Source organism: Chania multitudinisentens RB-25 (assembly GCF_000520015.2).
Classification (GTDB): domain Bacteria; phylum Pseudomonadota; class Gammaproteobacteria; order Enterobacterales; family Enterobacteriaceae; genus Chania; species Chania multitudinisentens.
In genome coordinates this window covers 1,095,553-1,119,385 of record NZ_CP007044.2, presented here as the reverse complement: position 1 = coordinate 1,119,385, position 23,833 = coordinate 1,095,553, and the positions used below count along the sequence as shown (strand labels likewise).

At 51.1% G+C, this 23,833-nt stretch carries 19 protein-coding genes, 1 rRNA gene and 1 riboswitch; of the genes, 9 read left to right on the top strand and 11 right to left on the bottom strand.

The annotated features are described in order from the left end of the window. Positions 1 to 31: 31 nt before the first annotated feature. The 3 genes from Z042_RS04890 to btuB all read right to left on the bottom strand — a co-directional run bounded on the left by Z042_RS04890 (position 32) and on the right by btuB (position 4,672). Positions 32 to 1,573 (bottom strand): 16S ribosomal RNA (locus tag Z042_RS04890). Between the two features lie 425 nt (positions 1,574 to 1,998). Next, a complete protein-coding gene (gene murI, locus Z042_RS04885) occupies positions 1,999 to 2,862 on the bottom strand; it encodes a glutamate racemase (protein ID WP_024913952.1) in 864 nt (287 codons plus the stop codon). Next, complete coding sequence (gene btuB / locus Z042_RS04880; RefSeq protein ID WP_024913953.1) at positions 2,807 to 4,672, bottom strand: TonB-dependent vitamin B12 receptor BtuB; 1,866 nt, start codon at positions 4,670 to 4,672, stop codon at positions 2,807 to 2,809. The genes murI and btuB overlap by 56 nt, the downstream gene beginning before the upstream one ends. A gap of 68 nt (positions 4,673 to 4,740) precedes the next feature. After that, positions 4,741 to 4,961: riboswitch (cobalamin riboswitch) on the bottom strand. A 123-nt stretch (positions 4,962 to 5,084) separates the two neighbouring features. Between btuB and trmA the strand changes: the two genes are divergently transcribed. After that, complete coding sequence (gene trmA / locus Z042_RS04875; RefSeq protein ID WP_024913954.1) at positions 5,085 to 6,185, top strand: tRNA (uridine(54)-C5)-methyltransferase TrmA; 1,101 nt, start codon at positions 5,085 to 5,087, stop codon at positions 6,183 to 6,185. Between the two features lie 51 nt (positions 6,186 to 6,236). Here the strand turns inward: trmA and Z042_RS04870 are convergent, their stop codons facing one another. Together Z042_RS04870 and fabR are read right to left on the bottom strand one after the other, a co-directional pair. Then, entirely contained in the window at positions 6,237 to 6,593 is a 357-nt protein-coding gene (locus tag Z042_RS04870) for a YijD family membrane protein (RefSeq protein ID WP_024913955.1), read from the bottom strand. Positions 6,594 to 6,606: 13 nt separating this feature from the next. Next, positions 6,607 to 7,239 (bottom strand): HTH-type transcriptional repressor FabR, encoded by a 633-nt coding sequence (fabR, locus tag Z042_RS04865; protein WP_024913956.1) that lies wholly within the window; start codon positions 7,237 to 7,239, stop codon positions 6,607 to 6,609. Between the two features lie 215 nt (positions 7,240 to 7,454). On the opposite strand from fabR, the gene sthA reads away from it, so the two are divergent. Further along, a complete protein-coding gene (sthA, locus tag Z042_RS04860; protein WP_024913957.1) occupies positions 7,455 to 8,852 on the top strand; it encodes a Si-specific NAD(P)(+) transhydrogenase in 1,398 nt (465 codons plus the stop codon). On the opposite strand, the gene oxyR is transcribed toward sthA, so the two are convergent. After that, positions 8,835 to 9,752: a DNA-binding transcriptional regulator OxyR gene (gene oxyR / locus Z042_RS04855; protein WP_024913958.1), complete on the bottom strand. Its 918-nt coding sequence runs from the start codon at positions 9,750 to 9,752 to the stop codon at positions 8,835 to 8,837. The genes sthA and oxyR overlap by 18 nt on opposite strands. Before the next feature lie 342 nt (positions 9,753 to 10,094). Here oxyR and Z042_RS04850 point away from each other — a divergent pair, with 342 nt between their 5' ends. The 3 genes from Z042_RS04850 (at position 10,095) to Z042_RS04840 (ending at position 11,784) form a co-directional block, all read left to right on the top strand. Continuing rightward, positions 10,095 to 10,355, top strand: a complete 261-nt coding sequence (locus Z042_RS04850) for a hypothetical protein (RefSeq protein ID WP_024913959.1) — start codon at positions 10,095 to 10,097, stop codon at positions 10,353 to 10,355. Then, positions 10,342 to 10,668, top strand: coding sequence for a type II toxin-antitoxin system HicB family antitoxin (locus tag Z042_RS04845; RefSeq protein ID WP_024913960.1), 327 nt, complete (start codon positions 10,342 to 10,344; stop codon positions 10,666 to 10,668). The genes Z042_RS04850 and Z042_RS04845 overlap by 14 nt, the downstream gene beginning before the upstream one ends. A 111-nt stretch (positions 10,669 to 10,779) precedes the next feature. Beyond that, on the top strand, positions 10,780 to 11,784 hold the full coding sequence (locus Z042_RS04840) for an IS110 family RNA-guided transposase (RefSeq protein ID WP_024913961.1): 1,005 nt from the start codon (positions 10,780 to 10,782) through the stop codon (positions 11,782 to 11,784). 726 nt (positions 11,785 to 12,510) lie between these two features. Here Z042_RS04840 and argH read toward each other — a convergent pair. The 4 genes from argH to argC all read right to left on the bottom strand — a co-directional run bounded on the left by argH (position 12,511) and on the right by argC (position 17,123). Then, positions 12,511 to 13,884 (bottom strand): argininosuccinate lyase, encoded by a 1,374-nt coding sequence (gene argH / locus Z042_RS04835; RefSeq protein ID WP_024913962.1) that lies wholly within the window; start codon positions 13,882 to 13,884, stop codon positions 12,511 to 12,513. A gap of 71 nt (positions 13,885 to 13,955) precedes the next feature. Then, positions 13,956 to 15,173, bottom strand: a complete 1,218-nt coding sequence (locus Z042_RS04830; RefSeq protein ID WP_024913963.1) for an argininosuccinate synthase — start codon at positions 15,171 to 15,173, stop codon at positions 13,956 to 13,958. A gap of 26 nt (positions 15,174 to 15,199) precedes the next feature. After that, positions 15,200 to 15,973 carry an acetylglutamate kinase gene (argB, locus tag Z042_RS04825; protein ID WP_024913964.1) on the bottom strand — a complete coding sequence of 258 codons (774 nt, stop codon included), beginning with the start codon at positions 15,971 to 15,973 and terminating at the stop codon, positions 15,200 to 15,202. Between the two features lie 145 nt (positions 15,974 to 16,118). Next, positions 16,119 to 17,123, bottom strand: a complete 1,005-nt coding sequence (gene argC, locus Z042_RS04820) for an N-acetyl-gamma-glutamyl-phosphate reductase (RefSeq protein ID WP_024913965.1) — start codon at positions 17,121 to 17,123, stop codon at positions 16,119 to 16,121. 215 nt (positions 17,124 to 17,338) lie between these two features. Between argC and argE the strand changes: the two genes are divergently transcribed. The 4 genes from argE (at position 17,339) to Z042_RS04795 (ending at position 22,815) form a co-directional block, all read left to right on the top strand. Next, on the top strand, positions 17,339 to 18,496 hold the full coding sequence (gene argE, locus Z042_RS04815) for an acetylornithine deacetylase (RefSeq protein ID WP_037407245.1): 1,158 nt from the start codon (positions 17,339 to 17,341) through the stop codon (positions 18,494 to 18,496). A gap of 344 nt (positions 18,497 to 18,840) precedes the next feature. After that, the gene (ppc, locus tag Z042_RS04810; RefSeq protein WP_024913967.1) at positions 18,841 to 21,477 is read left to right on the top strand and encodes a phosphoenolpyruvate carboxylase; all 2,637 of its coding nucleotides are present in this window, start codon (positions 18,841 to 18,843) and stop codon (positions 21,475 to 21,477) included. A 465-nt stretch (positions 21,478 to 21,942) separates the two neighbouring features. Beyond that, positions 21,943 to 22,203: a YdgH/BhsA/McbA-like domain containing protein gene (locus tag Z042_RS04800; RefSeq protein WP_024913969.1), complete on the top strand. Its 261-nt coding sequence runs from the start codon at positions 21,943 to 21,945 to the stop codon at positions 22,201 to 22,203. 96 nt (positions 22,204 to 22,299) lie between these two features. Then, positions 22,300 to 22,815 (top strand): DoxX family protein, encoded by a 516-nt coding sequence (locus Z042_RS04795; RefSeq protein WP_024913970.1) that lies wholly within the window; start codon positions 22,300 to 22,302, stop codon positions 22,813 to 22,815. 120 nt (positions 22,816 to 22,935) lie between these two features. Here Z042_RS04795 and metF read toward each other — a convergent pair whose 3' ends face one another. Then, positions 22,936 to 23,829: a methylenetetrahydrofolate reductase gene (metF, locus tag Z042_RS04790; protein WP_024913971.1), complete on the bottom strand. Its 894-nt coding sequence runs from the start codon at positions 23,827 to 23,829 to the stop codon at positions 22,936 to 22,938. Positions 23,830 to 23,833: the final 4 nt, after the last annotated feature.

The window sequence follows — 23,833 nt, the reverse complement described above, 5'->3', positions numbered from 1 at the left end:
TGTGAACACTCACGCAATCAATATCATTCGGTAAGGAGGTGATCCAACCGCAGGTTCCCCTACGGTTACCTTGTTACGACTTCACCCCAGTCATGAATCACAAAGTGGTAAGCGCCCTCCCGAAGGTTAAGCTACCTACTTCTTTTGCAACCCACTCCCATGGTGTGACGGGCGGTGTGTACAAGGCCCGGGAACGTATTCACCGTAGCATTCTGATCTACGATTACTAGCGATTCCGACTTCATGGAGTCGAGTTGCAGACTCCAATCCGGACTACGACGTACTTTATGAGGTCCGCATGCCTTCGCAGGGTAGCTTCTCTTTGTATACGCCATTGTAGCACGTGTGTAGCCCTACTCGTAAGGGCCATGATGACTTGACGTCATCCCCACCTTCCTCCAGTTTATCACTGGCAGTCTCCTTTGAGTTCCCGGCCTAACCGCTGGCAACAAAGGATAAGGGTTGCGCTCGTTGCGGGACTTAACCCAACATTTCACAACACGAGCTGACGACAGCCATGCAGCACCTGTCTCACGGTTCCCGAAGGCACCAATCCATCTCTGGAAAGTTCCGTGGATGTCAAGAGTAGGTAAGGTTCTTCGCGTTGCATCGAATTAAACCACATGCTCCACCGCTTGTGCGGGCCCCCGTCAATTCATTTGAGTTTTAACCTTGCGGCCGTACTCCCCAGGCGGTCGACTTAACGCGTTAGCTCCGGAAGCCACGCCTCAAGGGCACAACCTCCAAGTCGACATCGTTTACAGCGTGGACTACCAGGGTATCTAATCCTGTTTGCTCCCCACGCTTTCGCACCTGAGCGTCAGTCTCTGTCCAGGGGGCCGCCTTCGCCACCGGTATTCCTCCAGATCTCTACGCATTTCACCGCTACACCTGGAATTCTACCCCCCTCTACAAGACTCTAGCCTGCCAGTTTCGGATGCAGTTCCCAGGTTAAGCCCGGGGATTTCACATCCGACTTCACAGACCGCCTGCGTGCGCTTTACGCCCAGTAATTCCGATTAACGCTTGCACCCTCCGTATTACCGCGGCTGCTGGCACGGAGTTAGCCGGTGCTTCTTCTGTGGGTAACGTCAATCAGCACACCTATTAAGCATGCTGCCTTCCTCCCCACTGAAAGTGCTTTACAACCCTAAGGCCTTCTTCACACACGCGGCATGGCTGCATCAGGCTTGCGCCCATTGTGCAATATTCCCCACTGCTGCCTCCCGTAGGAGTCTGGGCCGTGTCTCAGTCCCAGTGTGGCTGGTCATCCTCTCAGACCAGCTAGGGATCGTCGCCTAGGTGAGCCATTACCCCACCTACTAGCTAATCCCATCTGGGCACATCCGATGGCGTGAGGCCCGAAGGTCCCCCACTTTGGTCCGTAGACGTCATGCGGTATTAGCTACCGTTTCCAGTAGTTATCCCCCTCCATCGGGCAGTTTCCCAGACATTACTCACCCGTCCGCCGCTCGCCGGCAAAGTAGCAAGCTACTTCCCGCTGCCGCTCGACTTGCATGTGTTAGGCCTGCCGCCAGCGTTCAATCTGAGCCATGATCAAACTCTTCAATTAAAAGCTTGATGTGCTGTAACACGTGCAGCGATGCTCGAAAACTAACGTTTGTAATAATTCACTTCAATGAATTACTGCTTGGTCACTCTTCAAGACTTGATATTTTTTGCCACCGAAGTGGCTGGATATCGTCTTGTGAGTGCCCACACAGATTGTCTGATAAATTGTTAAAGAGCGTGGTTACCGGTTTGTTTCTCGGTAACGCGGGAGGCAGATAATACGCTTTCCCGCTGAAGAGTCAACCTTTTTTCTCTGTTAAGAGGCGGTGTGGTCACCGGGTTGGCCCTTCCTGGCTGGGCGGCTTTCTTTATCATAAGACGCCGTTGTTCCCGGTCAGTGGAGGCGCATTATAGGGCGTTCCTCGCCGGCCGCAACCCTTAAATTCAATTTTCTTGCTGACCGCCGAATGTTTAATCAAAACCTATTTAAAGCGGCAGTTTTTTCAACGATTTGAAGCCATAACCCTGTAAGACGGGTAATAACGCCTCAGTAGCTTCATTCAGTGCCATACAATAGGCCAAATTATCTTCCTGAGTTGAAACCAAACGTTCCTGAGCAGTGATAAGCCAAGCGGCACGGCGGGCGATGGCCGCACCGGAATCCACTAATCGTGTCCCTTCCGGCAAGACCTGCATCAACTCTTCAGACAAAAGAGGAAAATGGGTACACCCCAATACCACCGTATCCGGTGGCTCACGCATATTCAGCCATGGCTGCAAGATTCTCTTCAATGCCGCCAGCGGCACTTCTTCGCCATGCAGTTTGGCCTCTGCCAACTCCACCAGTTCTGAAGAACCCAACAATTCAATTTTGCAATCTGTCGCGAAGCGGGAAATCAACTCATGGGTATAAGAGCGCTGGACCGTTCCACGCGTCGCCAACAAGCCCACAATCCCGTTGGCAGTCAGTTTGGCCGCCGGTTTGATGGCAGGCACCACACCAACAACCGGGAAAGCAAAGCGTTCACGCAGCGCAGGCAAAGAAACGGTACTGGCGGTATTGCAGGCGATAATGACGATCGCCAGGGGATGGCGCTGTTGAACCGCGCTGACAATATCCAATACACGCGCGACAATGAACTCTTCGGATTTCTCACCGTAAGGAAATGCCACATTATCGAAGGCATAAATATAGTGGAGATCCGGCAGCAACTGCCGAACCTCCTGGTACACTGACAGACCGCCAACGCCGGAATCAAATACCAGCACCGTTGGGCGTGGTGTCGCGGTGCTTTTAGAAGGTATAGCTTCCAGTGAGGTAGTATTCTCGCCCTGGAGTAACGTAGCCATAAGCCGTCTCATAGTCTTTATCAAACAGGTTGCCAATTCTACCACGAACTGTCAGTTGAGATGTGACCGGATACGAAACTGCGAGATCCCACAGGCTAACGCCGCCTAATTTCACTTTCTGATAAACCGCATAATCAGTATCATAACGCTCTCCCAGATAATGGTAGGTGATGGCCCAATCGAAATCATCAATCTGCCAATCCAGCTCATACTTCACCTGGTGCTTGGCCCGGCGTTCCAATACTTCATTGGTTTTGCCGTTACGTGGATCAACATAGTCGTAACCCAGCCGATGCACCAGTGGGCCAGTCTCGAAAGAAGCTGTTGCTTCAACACCTTTAATCGTCGCTTTGCTAATGTTGTAATAGGTGTAGTTGGTGACATTTGTCGCATCGATCAGGTTATCAATATCATTCTGGTAGCCCGTCACGCGCCAGGTTACCGGGCCAGTCAAGCCTTCAAATCCCCCTTCCCATTGCTTACTGTCTTCCGGTTTCAGCTTGGAGTTGCTGCTGTAAATACCGTATAACTGGGTCATATTGGGTGCTTTAAACGCGGTGCCATAAGAGGCAATCACGCGATAACCTTCAACAAATTCCCATGCTGCGCTACTTTGCCAGGTTCCATGCCAGCCGAACTCAGAATTGTCATCGCCACGCACAGAGGCTTCCAGCGTCACTGGCCCCCCCCTTTGCTGCCCTGTCAGATAAACACCGGTATTACGCTGGTTTTTCTCGCCATTCACTGAGGTCGAATCCGGTTTAAGCTTTTGCTCCTGCCAATCAACGCCGGCACTCAATGTCCCTTTCGCCACTTGCAGCGTATTACCCCATTGCAAATTATACTGCTGGGAATCATTCAGCCGCGCAGAACTGGCGTACTGCCCCTGACGTGGATCATAGTCATAATCTTCACTCTGGCTGTAACTGCCGATCAATTGCGTGGCATAGATACCTGCCCGGTAACGCACTCCTGTATCCCAGGTTTGGTTGTACAACTTACGGGTATCCACCAGCGGATCGGAGGATGAAGAATAGAAGCCATCATAGGCAGTGCGATTATCATAACCATAACCACGCACAAAACCGCTGAATTGTTCATTAAATCGGTGGTCAACCGCCCCATACAACACTTTGCTCATGAAGCCATCGCGATCCTGCTGGCTTTGCATACCCGTGTTGCCATAGGCCACCACATCATAGCCTTTGCTGTAGGTGTAATTACCCGCCAGCGTAGCAACGGTGCTGTCGCCCACAGGCTGCTGAACTGCGGCATCATACGCCTGATAACCGTTGGAGCCGCCCCCAGCCGACAGTGTCGTTCCATTTTCCTCTCGGGTAGTGATAATGTTCACCACACCACCAATAGCGTCGGAGCCGTATACCGCCGAACGCGGGCCACGGAGATATTCGACTCTTTGCACCAGCGAAATAGGTATCTGGCTAAGATCGGAGGAACCACTGACCCCCGCCTGATTGAGGCGAATACCATCGATCAGTACTAATACATGGCTGGAATTAGTGCCACGAATAAACAACGAGCTTTTTTGCCCCAACCCACCGTTCCGACCCACATCCACTCCAGGCAGACGGCGCATCACATCATCTACGCTTTTGGCTTGCCAGCGGTCAATATCATTGCGGGTAACGATTGAAATCGGGGCCAACACAGAGGAAACCGGCTGCGGGAAACGATTGGCGCTCACCACCAGATTATCGTTGTGATTGGCTGTGGTGTTGTCTTGCGCCCAACCAGAAAATGCCGTTACGGGAGCAATCACCGCCAGCAGTGTATTTTTTATCATTGTCATTAAGAAAGCATCCAAACTTAATTGGCGGATGCCGCAGGATCACAGCCGATAGTTCGCGACAGCTGTGGACGTTGCGACGTACACCGGCAGGTTTTCGGGCTTGGGATTTGCCGATTGCCATAGGCAACCGACACCGGGCGATGACTTCCCATCCAGCAGTGGACAGTGTCTGCATATATACCTAGGTATAACGCTATCGCCGTGACTTCCCCATACCGCTGCGCGTCAGCTCCAGATTCACACTGGATTCCCTTTTCACTCGCTGCTTGAGGCCGGACGGCAATGCTACGATCAATGAAAATAGATGTCTAGACTGCCACTAATGTAACCAAGGATAAACGCAACAAAACTGGACTTCACGGCTTGATTCCCTACAATCCCCGCAGATCCAATCAGCCTGACGAGAAGAATCATGACACCCGAGATTTTGCCCATTGAACGCTATGACGACCAACTGGTGGAGAAAACTGCCCGTCTGAAGACTCTGATGTCACCGTTCACGGCACCCGAACCGGAAGTGTTCCGCTCCCCCGTCAGCCACTACCGTATGCGTGCGGAGTTCCGTATCTGGCATGATGAAGACGAGATGTATCACATCATGTTCGACCAACAAACCAAGCAGCGCATCCGCGTCGATAGCTTTCCGGCAGCCAGTAAGCTGATTAATCGGCTGATGAGCGCACTGATCGCTGCCATCAAGCCCAACCCGGTACTGCGCCATAAACTGTTCCAGATTGATTACCTGTCCACACAAAGTGGCAAAATCATTGCCTCGCTGCTGTATCACCGCAAGCTGGACGAGCAGTGGCAGCAAGACGCAGCGGCATTACGTGATGCACTACGTGCACAGGGTTTCGATGTGCAGTTGATTGGCCGTGCGGCAAAAATGAAAATCATGCTGGACCAGGATTACGTTGACGAAATATTACTAATCGATGGCCGCAATATGGTTTATCGCCAGGTGGAAAACAGCTTTACCCAACCCAACGCTGCGATGAATGTGCAAATGCTGGAATGGGCGCTGGGTGTTACCCGAGGCTCGAAAGGCGACCTGCTGGAACTCTATTGCGGCAACGGCAATTTCTCACTGGCGCTGGCACGCAACTTCAAACGTGTGCTGGCCACTGAAATCGCCAAACCTTCGGTTGCAGCAGCCCAATACAACATCGCGGCCAACCATATCGATAACGTGCAAATCATCCGCATGGCCGCAGAGGACTTCACCCAAGCGATGAACGGAGTACGTGAATTCAATCGGCTGAAAGGGATTGATTTAGGCAGCTACAACTGCGAAACGATTTTTGTCGATCCACCGCGCAGTGGGCTGGATGACAATACCTTGAGGATGGTACAGACCTATCCGCGCATCCTTTACATTTCCTGCAACCCGGAAACACTGTGCGCCAACCTGGAAATACTGCAAGAAACCCATAAAATCAGCCGACTGGCGCTGTTCGATCAATTCCCTTACACCCATCATATGGAATGCGGTGTTTTACTGGAACGCCTCTGATACATCTGGCGGGCTCAGTGCCCGCCTTTTCATTGCTTGGAAAAATAAACGTTATTGCGCGACAGAATCACATTTTTTCAATTGCAACCCAATCCAGAACACCAGCGCCACGCAGAGGATAGATGGCAGGAAGTTAGAACCGATCTGCGGGTATTCCACACGTATGATCGCACTGTACCCCAGAATACCCAGCAAGAAACAGGCAACGGCCAGTTTTGGCATACCGTCCTGCATTGGCTGGTTCAGATAACGTTGATGCAGGCAATACACCGCCAACATCAAAGCAATCAGCGGGAAGATAGAAAACGGCACCACCGAGCTGAACAGCGCGGCAAAAGAACCATTAATCGACAGACCGGCAATCAATGCCAACAGTAAAGCACCACTCTCACGGCTTGGTTTTTTCATCGCTTTCACCTTTTTATACGTGGGATACAGAGACTTTTTCTTGCTCGCGACGATACCAGTAATAAGCACCTTTGGAAATCATCCGCAATTGCAACACTAAACGTTCTTCCAGCTTACGCCGTTTCTCAATATCAATATCCAGCGCTTCCGCACCGGCACTGAACACAATGGTCACCATCGCTTCCGCCTGCGCTTCGGTAAAACTGCGTGGCATATGATTTTCCAGTTCCAGGTAATCCGCCAGTTCAGCAATAAAATGTTGGATTTCACGCGCTACTGCCGCACGGAATGCCGCAGAGGTTCCTGAACGTTCACGCAATAACAGTCGAAAAGCGTTGGGGTTGTTACCGATGAACTCCATAAAAGTAGAGACGGATGTACGGATCACACTACCGCCTTTGGCAATACGTTGGCGTGCCTGGCGCATTAGTTGGCGCAGCATCAGGCCACTTTCATCCACCATGGTGAGCCCCAATTCATCCACATCCCGAAAATGACGATAAAATGAGGTAGGCGCGATACCCGCTTCACGCGAGACTTCGCGCAGGCTCAGGCTAGCAAAACTGCGTTCGGCACTGAGTTGGCTGAAGGCCGCCTCAATGAGGGAACGACGAGTCCGTTCTTTTTGTTGTGCTCTGACGCCCATATGCATATCCAGATAAATTCCATCCACTCAGTCTAACGCCGTAGAATGGGCAATATAGCAAATTTATTGCAACAGCATTTATACAAACGCGCCCTATCACCGTTCCAAGTCGCACCAATAACACTTTACTGCAAAAAACCTCAGGATCATTGGGCACACAACGCTATGATGTTAAGATACCGTTGGAACTTTGTATAAGAACAGGTCTCTCCTACATGCAACAGCACTATCAATTTGACACCATTGTGATTGGCTCAGGCCCCGGTGGGGAAGGCGCCGCCATGGGGCTGGTGAAACAGGGTGCCCGTGTGGCCGTGATTGAACGGTACAATAACGTGGGTGGCGGTTGTACTCACTGGGGTACTATCCCTTCAAAAGCCCTCCGCCACGCCGTCAGCCGTATCATCGAATTCAATCAAAACCCGCTTTACAATAACTCCCGAACCCTCAGTGCCACTTTCCCTGATATTTTGCGCCACGCTGACAGCGTTATTAACCAGCAAACCCGCATGCGCCAAGGTTTTTATGAGCGCAACCAATGCAAATTGTTCGCCGGTGATGCCCGCTTTATCGACGCCAACACCGTCAGCGTCCGCTATAAGGACGGCACTCAGGATACCATCCGGGCCGATCATATTGTGATCGCCTGCGGTTCGCGCCCCTACCATCCGGCTAACGTTGATTTTCAGCACCCGCGTATCTATGACAGCGATTCCATCCTTGAGTTAAATCACGAACCACGCCATGTGCTTATCTACGGTGCTGGAGTGATTGGCTGCGAATACGCATCTATCTTCCGCGGTTTAAACGTAAAAGTGGATTTGATCAACACCCGCGACCGTTTGCTGGCATTTCTTGATCAGGAGATGTCAGATTCTCTGTCTTATCACTTCTGGAATAACGGCGTGGTCATTCGCCATAATGAAGAGTTCGAGAAGATCGAAGGCACGGAAGATGGCGTGATTATACACCTCAAATCCGGCAAAAAAGTGAAGGCTGATTGCCTGCTGTATGCCAATGGGCGCACCGGCAACACCGATTCGCTGGGGTTGGAAAACGTTGGCCTGGAATCTGACAGCCGTGGCCTGCTGAAAGTCAACAGCATGTACCAGACGGCAGTCGCCCATATTTACGCCGTCGGCGATGTGATCGGCTACCCAAGCCTGGCTTCAGCCGCTTACGATCAGGGCCGTATTGCCGCGCAGGCTATTTCTTCTGGTGAAGCCAGCGGGCATTTGATCGAAGACATTCCAACTGGCATTTACACCATTCCAGAAATCAGCTCCGTCGGTAAAACCGAACAGGAACTGACAGCCATGAAAGTGCCTTATGAGGTGGGCCGCGCGCAGTTCAAACATTTGGCACGAGCACAAATCGCCGGGATGAACGTCGGCAGCCTGAAAATTCTGTTCCACCGCGACACCTTGCAGATCTTGGGCATCCACTGCTTTGGTGAACGTGCAGCAGAGATTATTCACATCGGCCAAGCGATCATGGAACAGAAAGGTGAAGGTAATACTATTGAGTATTTTGTTAATACCACCTTCAACTATCCGACCATGGCCGAAGCCTATCGCGTTGCCGCCTTGAACGGTTTAAACCGCCTGTTTTAAGGTGGTGCTGAGGTAATTCTGCATATGCTCACGGATTGCTTCAGCCAATTGCTCATAGCGGCCACGCAGCGGGGAACCGGGGCGATACACCAAGGCAATGGTGCGCTTCGGTTCAGGCTTGTAGCAATCCAGATAGCAAACGCCATCACGTTCACGTTCACGGGGCACCGCCAGCGCAGGTAAGAGCGTAATTCCACTGCCTGCCGCCACCATATTGCGCAGCGTTTCCAGACTGGTAGCCCGGAAGTGAGTGTCTTCATCCGCACCAGCCTGGAAGCAAAAACCCATCGCCTGATCGCGTAAGCAGTGCCCATCTTCCAGCATCAGTAATTTTTCCCCGGCCAGATCCGGCATTGCCACACGGTCGCGCTGTGCCCAAGGGTGATCGGAGTACACCGCCAGTTTCATCGGTTCGTCAAATAACGGCACTTCAATAAAGGATTCGGTTTCTTTCACCAAAGCCAGAATGGCGCAATCCAACTTACCGCCGTCAAGCTGCGCCAGCAGTTGATGGGTTTGCGCTTCATGCAGGTACATTTCCAGTTTGGGAAAAATTTTATGCAGTGTTGGAATAATCTGCGGTAGCAAATAAGGCCCTACGGTAGGGATCAGGCCAATATGCAGCGGCCCAGACATGGCTTCACCCTGTTGGCTAGCCATTTCTTTCAGAACTTTAACTTCGCGCAGCACGGTGCGCGCCTGCTCCACCAACAGTAAACCTGCCTGAGTGAATAATACTTTACGGCTGGTTCGCTCAAGCAGCATCACACCCAGTTCATCTTCCAGCTTACGGATTTGCCCACTCAAAGTAGGTTGGCTAACGTGACATGAATCAGCAGCACGCCGAAAGTGGCGAAACTCGGCTAAGGCGACCAGATACTCTAAATCACGAATATTCATTATTTTCCTCCAGTCCATGATAGTTCATGGCGATAGATAAGATATCAATGAGTGATTATAACTATCAAGTCTAAACATCAATAATGGCCGTTAACGAAGGCAGCATGGCACTAAAAGCAAAAAAATCATTTTTTAATTAAAGAGTTAATCAATATGTTATCACCAAGATACTCCCCATTACGGCCACCTTCAAAAGCGTAACATGAGACCACACATCCGGTTTTTTGCGTAATACACTCCAAATTTATTATTCATTAGTTGTCGAAATGCTCTTTTGCCGTCATTTTCATTTATAGACACCTTGATTGATACTATTAATGATACTAAACTGAGAGCGCACGGATGAGAGAACTCAGCGACATCATAGCCAGTCTTCGCCAACGGCAGACCAATATCAAATTTCATGAACTGGCAAAAATCTGTAACCGTTGGTTTGGCACACCACGGAGTAACAGCGGTAGCCACAAAGTTTACAGCATGCCCTGGCCAGGAGATCCACGAGTTAATATCCAACGCACAGACAGTGGTATGGCAAAGGTTTATCAGGTCAAACAGGTGATAGCCGCCTTGACCAGATTGGAGGAAGAAAATGGCAACGCATGAGCATTACACTTACCGTATCACTTGGTCAGCAGAAGACCATGAATACGTCGGGCTATGTACAGAATTCCCTTCGTTATCCTGGTTGGCCTCAACCCGTACCGGTGCACTGGATGGCATTGAACAGTTGGTAGCAACAGTGGTAGTAGATATGCTTGCCAACGGCGAAACCCCACCAGAGGCCCTAGCGGAGAGAAATTTCAGTGGAAAACTGGTACTGCGCCTAACACCAGAGCAACATCGGCGTTTGGCGATCAATGCCATGGAGGAAGGTGTCAGCCTGAACCGCTATCTGTGTGCCCGGCTGGCAGGATAGCCACAGCGGTGCCAATAACTATCCTCCGGCATAGCCGGAGGTAATGAGATGGTCACCTCCACCCTGTGAGCGGTAAGCTAGCAGGGTGTTTTTCTTTCAGGAGAGGCCATCATGGATAACGTTGCTCTTATTGGTATCGATCTCGGTAAACATTCTTTCCACATTCATTGCCAGGATAAGTCAGGTAAGGCGCTTCTACGTAAGAAATTCACACGCACAAAACTAATGCAGTTTCTGGCGACGTGCTCGCCTTCGGTTGTTGTTATGGAAGCTTGTGCCGGTGCACACTTTATGGCACGCCATATCAGTGATTGTGGGCATGAAGCAAAACTTATCTCTCCGCAATTTGTGCGCCCTTTTGTTAAGAGCAATAAAAATGATTTTGCTGATGCAGAGGCGATATGTGAAGCCGCATCCCGACCATCAATGCGTTTTGTCCAGCCAAGAACAGAGGTTCAGCAGGCAATGCGAGCACTGCATAGGGTCAGAGAATCACTTATCAGAGACAAGGTGAAAACGACCAACCAGATCCACGGTTTTTTGCTGGAATTCGGTATCAGTCTGCCCATAGGCGATGCGGTAATTAAGCGCCTGTCCCTGGTGCTCGCAGAACACAAAATACCAGAATATCTGAGCCGTTTACTGATGAAATTACACGCTCACTATCTTTACCTTGTGGAGCAAATAACAGAATTGGAATCAGAATTAAACCAGTCAATCAAAGCTGATGCTGCTGCCCAACGCATCATGACAATACCAGGTGTTGGGCCGATTACGGCCAGTCTGCTCTCATCCCAACTCGGTGATGGCAAACAATTTTCATGCAGCAGGGATTTTGCGGCTTCCACAGGGCTTGTTCCCCGACAATACAGCACAGGAGGTAAATCGACTCTGCTGGGTATCAGCAAGCGGGGTGATAAAAATCTACGTCGTTTACTGGTTCAGTGTGCTCGATCGTTCATGATGCGGCTGGAACATCAGCAAAGCAGACTGGCCGACTGGGTTAGAGGGCAACTCAGCAACAAGCATTCGAATGTTGTCGCTTGTGCTCTGGCAAACAAGCTGGCCCGAATAGCATGGGCTATCACGACTAATCACAATGAATATCAGGCCTGATGTATGCGGTTCTGAATCAATAGACTGATTATTAAGTAGTTAAACAGTAGTTACCCATCCGGTTTTGCGAAGACTTATTATTGATGACATGAACGGCGTATCGGCCTGATGAGAAACCTTATATGAAAAATGGCTCACCGAAGCCGAGGAGGTTTTCAGGTTCACCAGGCGCAGAACTCATCGTGGCGCGGGCATCCTTATCCTTGCCCACATAGACGCCGGATAGATTTAAGCAAGCCCACCATTAATCAAAAATCAGTGTTGCAAAAATGGGGGTGACCATAGATTTTTCGTATGCGCCTATAAGGCTCTCTTACCTGCCGCGCCCTAACAGGCGCATTTACTACCTCACACTTGCATAACTTCTGTTACTTACTGCCCGTAAACGGGCTGCATCAATGTAAGGGCGGCACTATTTACCCTCACATCGTTCCATACACATATCTTCCTTAGCGCATATTACCGTTACCTTTCCCCTTATCACCCCCAAAACGTTGAGCAAGGTGTTGGCACTTTTGTCATCCATCGGGTATCCGCTAAGCCTTTCTCCTCCCCTATCAGGAGGTTATCTATTTCCGGGGATGCTTTGTTGCCGCCTGGCCACAAGGGTTACTGACCATTAAAAGATCCGACTCAAAGCTGAAAGCTTTACGGAACCCCCAGCCTAGCTGGGGGTTTTCTGTGCACAATAAGGGCCGAGCATGCTCGGCCTTTTGCTAGAGGGTGTCACCCCAAGCGCTGCTTCGCATCGCTAATCGCGCTGGCGACCTGTTGTGGAGCAACACCGCCCTTGGCTGCTCGTTTGTCCAGGCAAGATTGCAGTGCCAGAACGGGGTACACATCGCTGCCAATCACCGAACTGAACTTCTGTAGGTCTGCCAATGGTAGGTCTTCCAGCGGCTTGCCCTGGCGAATAGCTTCAACCACCGCTTCGCCGACAATATGATGCGCTTCGCGGAACGGTACACCTTTGGCAACCAGATAATCGGCCAGTTCAGTGGAATTGGCATAACCCTGTTGCGCTGCTTCCTGGCAACGCGGGCGTTTTACCTGAATACCATCCAGCACCAACGCCGCCATCTGCAAGCAATCCATCCAGGTGTCTAACGCATCGAACAACCCTTCTTTATCTTCCTGCATGTCTTTGTTGTAAGCCAGCGGCAACCCTTTCAAGGTCATCATCATGCCAGTTAACGCCCCCTGCACACGCCCGCATTTACCACGAATCAGCTCCAGCGCATCCGGGTTTTTCTTTTGTGGCATCAGGGATGAACCCGAAGTCACGCGATCCGAAAGCTCAACAAACGCCGCTTCGCCGCTGTTGAAGAAGATCAGGTCTTCAGCAAAGCGTGACAGATGCACCATACTGATAGCCGCATTGGATAACAGCTCCAACACGTGATCGCGGTCAGATACGCTGTCTAGGCTGTTACGGGTTGCAGACGCAAAACCCAACCAACCGGCCAGTTGCTCGCGATCAATCGGATAGGCTGTACCCGCCAACGCTCCACAGCCCAGTGGGCTGACATCAAGGCGCTTTAAGGTATCCTGCAAGCGGCTTTCATCACGAGCCAGCATCTCCACATAAGCCAGGCACCAGTGTGCGAACGTCACCGGCTGCGCGCGCTGCAAGTGGGTGTAGCCCGGCATCACCGCGTCCTGATTGGCTTCTGCGGTTTCTACCAGTGCTTGTTGTAGCTGGATGATAGCCTGATGTAACTCGCCAACCTGCTGTTTACACCACAGTTTGAGATCGGTGGCAACCTGATCGTTACGGCTACGGCCAGTATGCAGCTTTTTGCCCAGATCGCCGACTTTGTCGATCAGCTTCTGCTCCACCCAACTGTGAATGTCTTCCGCGTCGCTGTTGACGATCCCTTGCGGATCGGCCTGCACTTCTGCCAGCAACGCATTCAGCGCCTGCTCAAGTTGCTGCTGCTCCATCGCCGTTAACACGTTAACGGTCACCAGCGCCTTTGACCAAGCAACAGAGCCAATAATATCCTGCTCCGCCAGGCGATAATCGAAACGCAGAGAATCGTTTAATTGTTTGAACCGCTGATCTGCCGCCTGACTGAAACGTCCGCCCCAAAGTGCCATAATTTTGCTCCTGAAACCTATGCGAAAGGGCGCAGCATGCTGCGCCCCTACAAAGTAACGCTAAATCAAATTTACTTTTTCTTCTCGTTCAATGCACGAATACGGGAAGAGAGCGAGAACAAGCGGATAAAACCGCCCGCATGGCTGTGATCGTAAACATCGTCTTCACCGAAGGTCGCAAACTCTTCGGAGTACAGGCTATTGGCCGATTTTTTCTGAATCGCTGTCACTTGGCCTTTATACAGTCGCAGTACCACTTCACCATTCACTTCTTCTGCCAACGCTTGAGCCGAAGCCTGAATGGAACGACGCAATGGCGCGAACCAGCGGCCATCGTACACGACATAAGACATCTCCAGGCCCAATTGCTCACGCCATTTGAAGCTGTCGCGATCCAGAACCAGTTGCTCAATACCACGCAGCGCAGCCACCATAATAGTGCCGCCTGGGGTTTCGTAACAACCACGGGATTTGATGCCTACCAGGCGGTTTTCCACGATGTCGATACGGCCAACGCCATGTTTGGCACCCAGCACGTTCAGGGTTTCCAGGCATTTGTATGGGCTCATCGCTTCACCGTTCACCGCCACCACACAGCCTTTCGCGACGGTAACCGTCACTTGCTCAGGCTGATCAGGTGCTTCTTGTGGATCAACCGTCCATACCCAGCAGTCTTTGTTCGCTGCATTCCACGGGCTTTCCAGCACGCCGCCTTCGGTAGAAATATGCCAGGCGTTTTCATCACGGCTATAGATTTTTTCCAGCGACGCAGTGGTCGGAATATTACGTTCTTTCAGATAATCCAGCAGCGCTTCACGGGAACGCAGGTTCCATTCACGCCATGGCGCAACCACTTTCAGATGCGGAGCCAACGCGGTATAGGTGGTTTCGAAACGCACCTGATCGTTACCTTTACCGGTTGCACCATGACACAGCGCGTCTGCACCCACTTTCAGCGCCAACTCAACCTGCGCTTTGGCGATGATCGGGCGCGCCATTGAGGTGCCCAGCAGATAGCTACCTTCATACAACGCACCGGTTTGCAGCACCGGATAAACATAGTCACGAATAAACTCTTCACGCAAATCAACTACATGACACTCAGAGGCACCGGATTGCAGAGCTTTCTGCTCTACACCCTCCAGATCGCCGCGCTCCTGGCCGATGTCTGCCACGAAAGCCACTACTTCACAGCCACCGTAGTTTTCTTTCAGCCAAGGAATGATGGCCGAAGTATCCAAACCGCCAGAGTACGCCAATACGATTTTCTTGATGCCTTTGTTTTGCATTGTATTATTCCTTTTTAATTCTAAATTTAAGCGAGGATCCGGGTGCCAATCGACACACCATTAAACAGAGCAGGGAGCTTTTCGGCATTACGCCAGCTAGCGATATCTACCGGGCGGCCAAGAGTACGCGCCGCATCCAGTGCCGCATTCACCTTCACTACCATACCATCAGTAATGATGCCCTGAGCAATCAGTTGTTCTGCTTTTTGCGCCGTCATTTCTGCGATGCGCTGCCCTTTACCATCAAGAATGCCACTGACATCCGACAGCAGGATCAAATCTGCGCCCAAGGTCGCTGCCAGCGCCGTGGCTGCCTGATCGGCATTCACATTCATCAGTTGGCCTTCGGCGGTGATGCCAATGGAACTGACCACCGGCAGGTAACCCGCCCCCAACAACGTATTGAGCAGTGCAGGCGAACCGGGTTGCGCATTACCAACGTGACCCAACGCCGGATCGAGCTGCGTGACCGCAACGCTGCCACCGTCGGCCAGACTCAACCCAACCGCACTGATTTTGTGTTTGACTGCCCACGCCAGCAGGGTTTTGTTGGCAGTACCGGCCAACGCACCGGTAATGATGTCAATCTGATCGGCGGGCGTTACGCGTAAGCCATTTTTCTTCACCACTGGCAAAGCAAGCTGTTTCATCAGCTCGTCTACCACACAACCCCCGCCGTGGACGATCACCAACGGCCGCTGGTACTCCTGGCGATAGCTATCCAGCGCAGTAAACAAGCGCTCCAGCGCTTCTTCACTGTCCAGTAACACGCCGCCTAACTTGATAATTAATGGGTTCATCGCTGTTCGCTCAAGGCTATACCCTTCATCTTTCAAGCCGTAGCGTTGTTGGCTGTCTTCTCTCACCCCAGTACTTACTTGTGTAAGCTCCTGAGGATTCGTTCAGTTGCCGCCTAGCTACAACTTGAAAGCTTTTGGGTAAATATTAAATTAATGACTGGGTTTCCGGGAACCCAAAACGAATATTCAAGCACTGCACCGCCTGAGCGGCTGCGCCTTTCAACAAATTATCTTCCGCCGCCACGGCAATCAGATGCTCCCCCTGCACGGCAAAACCGATATCACAGAAGGGCTGGCCCACCACCGCTTTCAACGCGGGTACACCCTTGCCATATAACCGTACCAACGGTTTATCGTCATAAGCCGCATGATAAGCCGCGGCCACATCCTGCGCAGTCACCCCCGGTTTCAGGCGGCAGGTGATGGTTTCCAGAATACCACGCGGGAAGTTACCCAAATGCGGTGTAAAAATAACCGGTATCCCCAAGTGCGCGGTAATTTCCGGCTGGTGGCGATGGTTGAACAGGCCATAGGGCTGCAAGCTGACTTCACAAAAACTGGTAGTGACGCTGGCTTTACGTCCGGCTCCACTCACACCGCTGACAGCGTTGATCACCGGCCATTGATCCAGATTGAGTAATTGTTTGTCAATCAACGGCTTCAACGCCAACTGGGCCGCCGTTGGGTAACAACCCGGCACGGCGATTAGCTGCGCCTCTTTAATTTTTTCGCTCTGCCATTCAGCCAGACCGTATACCGCTTTGGCCAGCCAGTCGGCGTACTGATGTTCAAAACCATAATATTGGCGGTAAAAAGCGCTATCTTGCACACGGAAAGCACCGGAAAGATCGAACACCACACAGCCTGCCGCCAGAAATTCTGGCGCAATGTCATGGCTGACCTCATGTGCAGTGGCGAGGAACACCACGTCGACCCCTTTTGCCGCTTCTGCCACGCTCACTAACGGTTGCAATGGCAGATCAACAATACCTTTTAACTGCAGATGCAGGTCAGAAAGCAATTTTCCTGCATCTGCACTTTGCGCTGAAACCGCTAAAGCGGTTATGTTCATGTGTGGGTGGCGATTCAGATAAGCCGTGAGCTCCGCTCCGGCGTAACCGCTGGCTCCAACAATCAGCGTATTCAACATGTGACCTTTCACCTTTTTATCATACAGTAGAGGCACTGGTGCCCCGATTTCAGGGCTTGATCGCGTTGTGGCGCCGTTCACCCATGAGGTTGAGCGTTGATGTTTTATCAACATCTGGGTATCCAGTTCCCTTACGCTCCAGTTTATTGGATTTTTATTCATAAAAAATGCATGAATATTGATACTATCCTAACCAAAGGCTGTCAACAGTGAAGATGAAATTACCTCCATTTATTGAGCTGTACCGGGCGTTGATCGCTACCCCGTCGATCAGTGCCACTGATGGTGCCCTCGATCAGAGTAATGAAGCATTAATCAACTTGCTGGCTGGCTGGTTCAGCGATTTGGGGTTCCGTGTCGATGTGCAACCGGTACCGGGCACGCGCAGCAAATTCAATTTGCTGGCCAGCATTGGCACAGGCAGCGGTGGCCTGTTGCTGGCAGGCCACACCGACACTGTGCCTTATGATCAAGGCCGTTGGACGCGCGATCCTTTCACGTTAACCGAGCACGACAACAAACTGTACGGGTTAGGCACCGCCGACATGAAAGGCTTTTTCGCCTTTATTCTGGATGCGGTACGTGACCTTGATGCCGCCAAGCTAACCAAGCCGCTGTACATTCTCGCCACCGCAGATGAAGAAACGACCATGGCTGGCGCACGTTATTTCGCCGCTTCCACCACAATCCGCCCGGACTTTGCCATTATTGGCGAACCCACCTCATTGCAGCCAGTGCGTGCGCATAAAGGCCACCTCTCCAACGCCATCCGCATCGTTGGCCAATCAGGCCATTCGAGCGATCCGGCGCGCGGCGTTAACGCTATTGATCTGATGCATGAATCCATCGGGCATTTGATGGAACTGCGCAAAACACTGCAAGAGCGTTATAACAATCCAGCGTTCGCTGTGCCTTACCCCACCATGAACTTCGGTCATATCAGCGGGGGCGATGCGGCCAACCGAATCTGTGCCTGCTGTGAGTTACATATGGACATCCGCCCACTACCGGGCATGACGCTGGATAACATCAACGAACTGTTGCACGACGCGCTGGCCCCGGTCAGCCAGCGTTGGCCTGGGCGTTTATCAATTGATGAACTGCATCCGCCGATCCCGGGTTACGAATGCCCGACCGACCACCATATGGTAGCGGTGATCGAAAAACTGCTGGGATCGCGTACTGAAGTGGTCAACTACTGTACCGAAGCGCCATTCGTACAGGAAGTGTGCCCGACGTTAGTGCTGGGACCCGGTTCGATCAACCAGGCACATCAACCGGATGAATATATCGACACCGCGTTCATCGAACCCACGCGCAAATTGTTGGGGCAGTTAGTTGACCACTTTTGTCAATCAATCAGCCCTGATTAAAGATGATTTCCGGCCACAACCTCGCTGGTTGTGGTTGGAAAACAGCGGTCATAAGGGCCATTCTTCCCTTTTAAGGCGCCGGTAATTAAGTGGATAAGCCAAACTGATAACCCGCCGTTCGTAATTAAATTTCAAAAAATGCGCTGATTTTGATGTTTTTTTGCTAAAAATAGTGTCAATTGACGATTGGGCAGGAACGTGGCTAGATAAAACAGGGTGGTCTTTACCTGACACGTGAAATTTACTTACAAAATGAAAATCAGGTACCCACAAACCTCAAATTGTTGTTAGTGGTATGGCAATTTGAAGCAATGGGGTATACAGAGAACTGGGCCAGGGGTTATATGAACGAACAATATTCGGCAATGCGCAGTAATGTCAGTATGCTCGGCAAATTGCTCGGCGACACCATCAAAGAAGCACTGGGCGAGCACATTCTTGATCGCGTTGAAACTATTCGTAAGCTTTCCAAATCTTCACGTGCCGGTAATGAAGCACACCGTCAAGAATTGTTATCGACGCTACAGAACCTGTCTAACGACGAGTTGCTGCCGGTCGCACGCGCCTTCAGCCAATTCCTTAATCTGACCAACGTAGCTGAACAATATCACAGCATTTCGCCAAACGGCGAGGCGGCAAGCAACCCAGAAGCGTTGGCCCAGCTGTTTACCCGGCTGAAAGACCAGAAGCTCAACAACAAAGAACTCCAGAATGCGGTAGATGAGCTCTCTATTGAGCTGGTGCTGACAGCACATCCGACGGAAATCACCCGCCGCACGTTGATCCATAAATTGGTTGAGGTGAATACCTGCCTCAGCCAGCTCGATCACAACGATCTGGCTGACTATGAGCGCAATAAAATCATGCGCCGCCTGCGCCAGTTAGTGGCGCAATCCTGGCACACCGACGAAATCCGCAAATACCGGCCATCGCCTGTTGATGAAGCCAAATGGGGCTTTGCCGTAGTGGAAAACAGCCTGTGGGAAGGCGTGCCCGCATTCCTGCGCGAATTTAACGAACAGCTGGAAAACTCCATTGATTACCGCCTGCCGGTAGAAGCGGTGCCTGTGCGTTTCACCTCCTGGATGGGCGGTGACCGCGACGGTAACCCGAACGTCACGGCAGAAATCACCCGTCATGTCCTGTTGCTGAGCCGCTGGAAAGCCTGTGATCTGTTCACTCGCGATATACAGGTGCTGGTTTCCGAACTATCGATGTCCGAATGTACCCCGGAACTGCGTGAACTTGCCGGTGGCGATAGCGTGCAGGAACCCTACCGCGAACTGATGAAACGCCTGCGCAGCCAATTGATGAGCACCCAAGCTTACCTGGAAGGGCGGCTGAAAGGTGAACGCGTTTTACGCCCACAGGATCTGCTGGTTAATAACGAGCAATTGTGGGAACCGCTGTATGCCTGTTATCAATCGCTGATAACCTGTGGCATGGGGATTATCGCTAACGGCCAGTTGCTGGATACGCTGCGCCGCGTGCGCTGTTTCGGCGTGCCGCTGGTACGTATTGACGTTCGCCAGGAAAGCACCCGCCATACCGAAGCCATCGCCGAACTAACCCGCTATTTGGGGCTGGGTGATTATGAAAGCTGGTCTGAAGCCGATAAACAGGCCTTCCTGATCCGCGAACTGAACTCCAAACGCCCACTGGTTCCCCTGAACTGGAAGCCAAGCGACGAGACTCAGGAAGTGCTGGAAACCTGCCGTGTGATCGCAGAAGCGCCACAGGGTTCCATTGCCGCCTATGTGATTTCTATGGCACGCACTCCATCCGACGTACTGGCGGTACATCTGCTGCTGAAAGAGGCCGGTTGCCCATTCGCGCTGCCCGTGGCACCGCTGTTCGAAACCCTTGATGACTTGAACAATGCCGATGATGTGATGACCCAATTGCTGAATATCGACTGGTATCGCGGCTTTATTCAGGGCAAACAGATGGTAATGATCGGCTATTCTGACTCAGCGAAAGACGCTGGTGTGATGGCGGCTTCCTGGGCGCAGTACCGGGCGCAGGACGCGCTGATCAAGACCTGTGAAAAAGCCGGCGTAGCGCTGACATTGTTCCATGGCCGTGGCGGTTCAATTGGCCGTGGTGGCGCACCGGCCCATGCGGCTCTGCTGTCACAGCCACCGGGCAGCCTGAAAGGTGGCCTGCGTGTCACCGAACAGGGCGAGATGATCCGTTTCAAGTTTGGCCTGCCAGAAGTCACCATCAGCAGCCTGGCACTGTACGCTGGGGCGGTTTTGGAGGCCAATCTGTTGCCTCCGCCTGAACCGAAAAAAGAATGGCGCTCGCTAATGGATGAATTGTCTGAAACCTCATGCAAAATGTATCGCGGCTACGTGCGTGAAAACCCGGACTTTGTGCCTTATTTCCGCGCGGCAACCCCGGAACAGGAGCTAGGTAAGCTGCCATTGGGTTCACGCCCGGCCAAGCGTCGCCCGAATGGTGGCGTAGAAAGCCTGCGAGCCATTCCGTGGATCTTCGCCTGGACGCAAAACCGCCTGATGCTCCCAGCTTGGCTGGGTGCCGGTGCGGGCTTGCAGGAAGCGGTGAAAGCGGGCAAACAAGAACAGTTGGGAGCCATGTGCCGTGACTGGCCGTTCTTTTCCACCCGCATCGCGATGTTGGAGATGGTGTTCTCCAAAACCGACCTGTGGCTGGCAGAATATTACGATCAGCGGCTGGTAGACAAATCGTTGTGGCCGTTAGGTAAGCAATTACGCGATCAGTTGGAAAGCGATATCAAGGTCGTGCTGGCCATCGCCAACGATGACAATCTGATGGAGGATTTACCGTGGATCGCCGAATCCATCGCGTTGCGTAACGTTTATACCGATCCGCTCAACGTTTTACAGGCCGAACTGTTGCACCGTTCACGCCAACAGGAACACCCGGATGCCCGTGTTGAACAAGCTCTGATGGTGACCATTGCCGGCGTCGCCGCCGGGATGCGCAATACCGGTTAGCGTTGAGTATGCCCTTCCAGCCCCGCCGTTTCCACGGCGGGGCTTTCACATTTCAGATAAACTGACGGGATAATAAATACCAGCCATTAGCTTTTATGCACATTTCGCCAATGTGCTACGGGCTAAACTCAGAAGGATTACGCCAGTGCCAGCGTACCGCCCGCAGGAGGATGTCGCGGGTGCAGCATCGGGCTTTGAATATGTTCATGCAGAGCACCATGTCAGAAAAGACTATCAGCAGACTGCGATTTACAACAGGGCCATTTTTATTGAATCAGCTATATTCTTCTTAAGAAGTAAGAGAGTGACATTAATTTATACAGAAAGGTAAAGTTAAATCATCACAATCGAAAATTAAATTAAAAATCCAAATTGCCAATGTAAGTATTTGCAATCACAGTAGTTAAATTATTCTTCTCTGATAATCTACTTTCACCCTGAGTTAATACAGAGAGTAAATATCACATGAATAAGTTAAAAACTATATCATCTGCAATTATTATTAGCCTCATCACATTTAATGCTTTTGCAGCAACCAGTGTTGACACTCAAACATCATATCGTCTGAATAAGGTAGGGGTGGTATCCGCAAGCGATGCTACAAGCTTAAATGAATTAGAGCTGATAGTAAAAGAGAAAGCAGAAAAGGCAGGTGCTGACTTCTACCGCATCAAGTCTATTCAAGGGAACAATAAACTACACGGCATAGCAGATATTTATCGTTAATACTCAGCAAATTTGAGAAACTCATCATGAGGCTAATAATTTTCTAAGCATAGTTTTTATTTAGCCTCATTAACAACTTTAATCTGAGGTAAAAGAATGCATTTAAAAATTATGCATTATTTAATTTCCCACCAAAAATCAAAAACTATCCCTCTCTTCCTATTCCGTATTTCTATCGGGGCATTCTTTTTTTCTTCCGGCTTTGGAAAACTATTCATTCCTAAAAACCAGATGGTCATGCTCGAAACCATGATTCATGCGGGAATTCCATATCCCAATATTATGGCCGTCGTTGTCGCCGGTTTAGAAACTTTCGGTGGTTTCTTGTTGATACTGGGCTTCTTCTCCCGCTTCTTCAGCCTCATCCTGTTTACCATCAGCCTGACGGCGTTGCTCACCGTAGGCTTGGGTCAAATTCCCCCAGGGTTAAACTTCCTTGGTTGGTATAGTTGGCTATTCTACCTGCCAGAAACCCTTTATATGTTAATACTGGCATCATTGATGATTGAAGGCGGAGGAAAGTTCAGTCTTGATTCCATCATCAGTAACAAGCTGAGCCAGCCAATTTCCGCGACCACCCCATTAAAATCCGAGCAGCCTGAAAATTGCTGAAATAGCGGCCGCTGGCATAAGACAGCCGGGATTATACAACAAGAAATATTTCAATTTACTCGATGTATAATCTCGGCTTTTAACAATGATGTTAAAGAGGGGTTTCTCTCTCACATCCGGCTAAATTACCGCAGGCCGTACTCCTAAGGTGTGGCAGATGGCATAACTCATTTCCGCACGATTCAGCGTATAGAAATGGAAATCCTTCACCCCTTCACGGCTGAGGATCTTCACCATATCCATCGCGATATTGGCCCCCACCATTTTGCGGGTTTCTGGGTCATCATCCAGCCCGGCAAACATGCTGTTCATCCAGCTTGGCACCCGCACGTTAGTCATGGTGGCAAAACGTTGTAGTTGCTTAAAGTTGGAGACTGGCAGGATACCCGGCACAATTTCCACATCAATGCCAGCTGCGACACAGCGATCGCGGAAACGCAGATAACTTTCCACATCAAAGAAAAACTGGGTGATCGCACGGTTAGCGCCGGCATCAATTTTGCGCTTCAGGTTGATCAAATCGGCCTGTGCGCTTTTCGCTTCCGGGTGGACTTCAGGATAAGCCGCTACAGAAATATCAAAATCACCGACATCTTTCAGCAAGGTAACCAAATCGGCGGCATACATTTCTGGCTTGCCGCCATCCGGTGGCAAATCACCACGCAGAGCAACAATATGACGAATACCGCTGTTCCAGTAATCACTCGCAATATCACGCAACTGTGCTGGGCTGGCATCAATACAGGTCAGGTGCGGAGCCGCATCCAGACCGGTACGCTCTTTAATCCCTTTGATGATGCTGTGGGTACGATCGCGCTCACCAGAATTGGCCCCGTAAGTAACAGAGACAAATTTGGGTTTGAGGCTGCTTAGACGATCAATCGACTGCCACAGGGTATCTTCCATTTCGCGGGTACGCGGCGGGAAAAACTCGAACGACACATTAATCTGGCCGCTTAACTCCGCCAGATTCTGATTCAGCGCTTCCCGCTGGTTTGCGTGAAAAAAACTCATACCC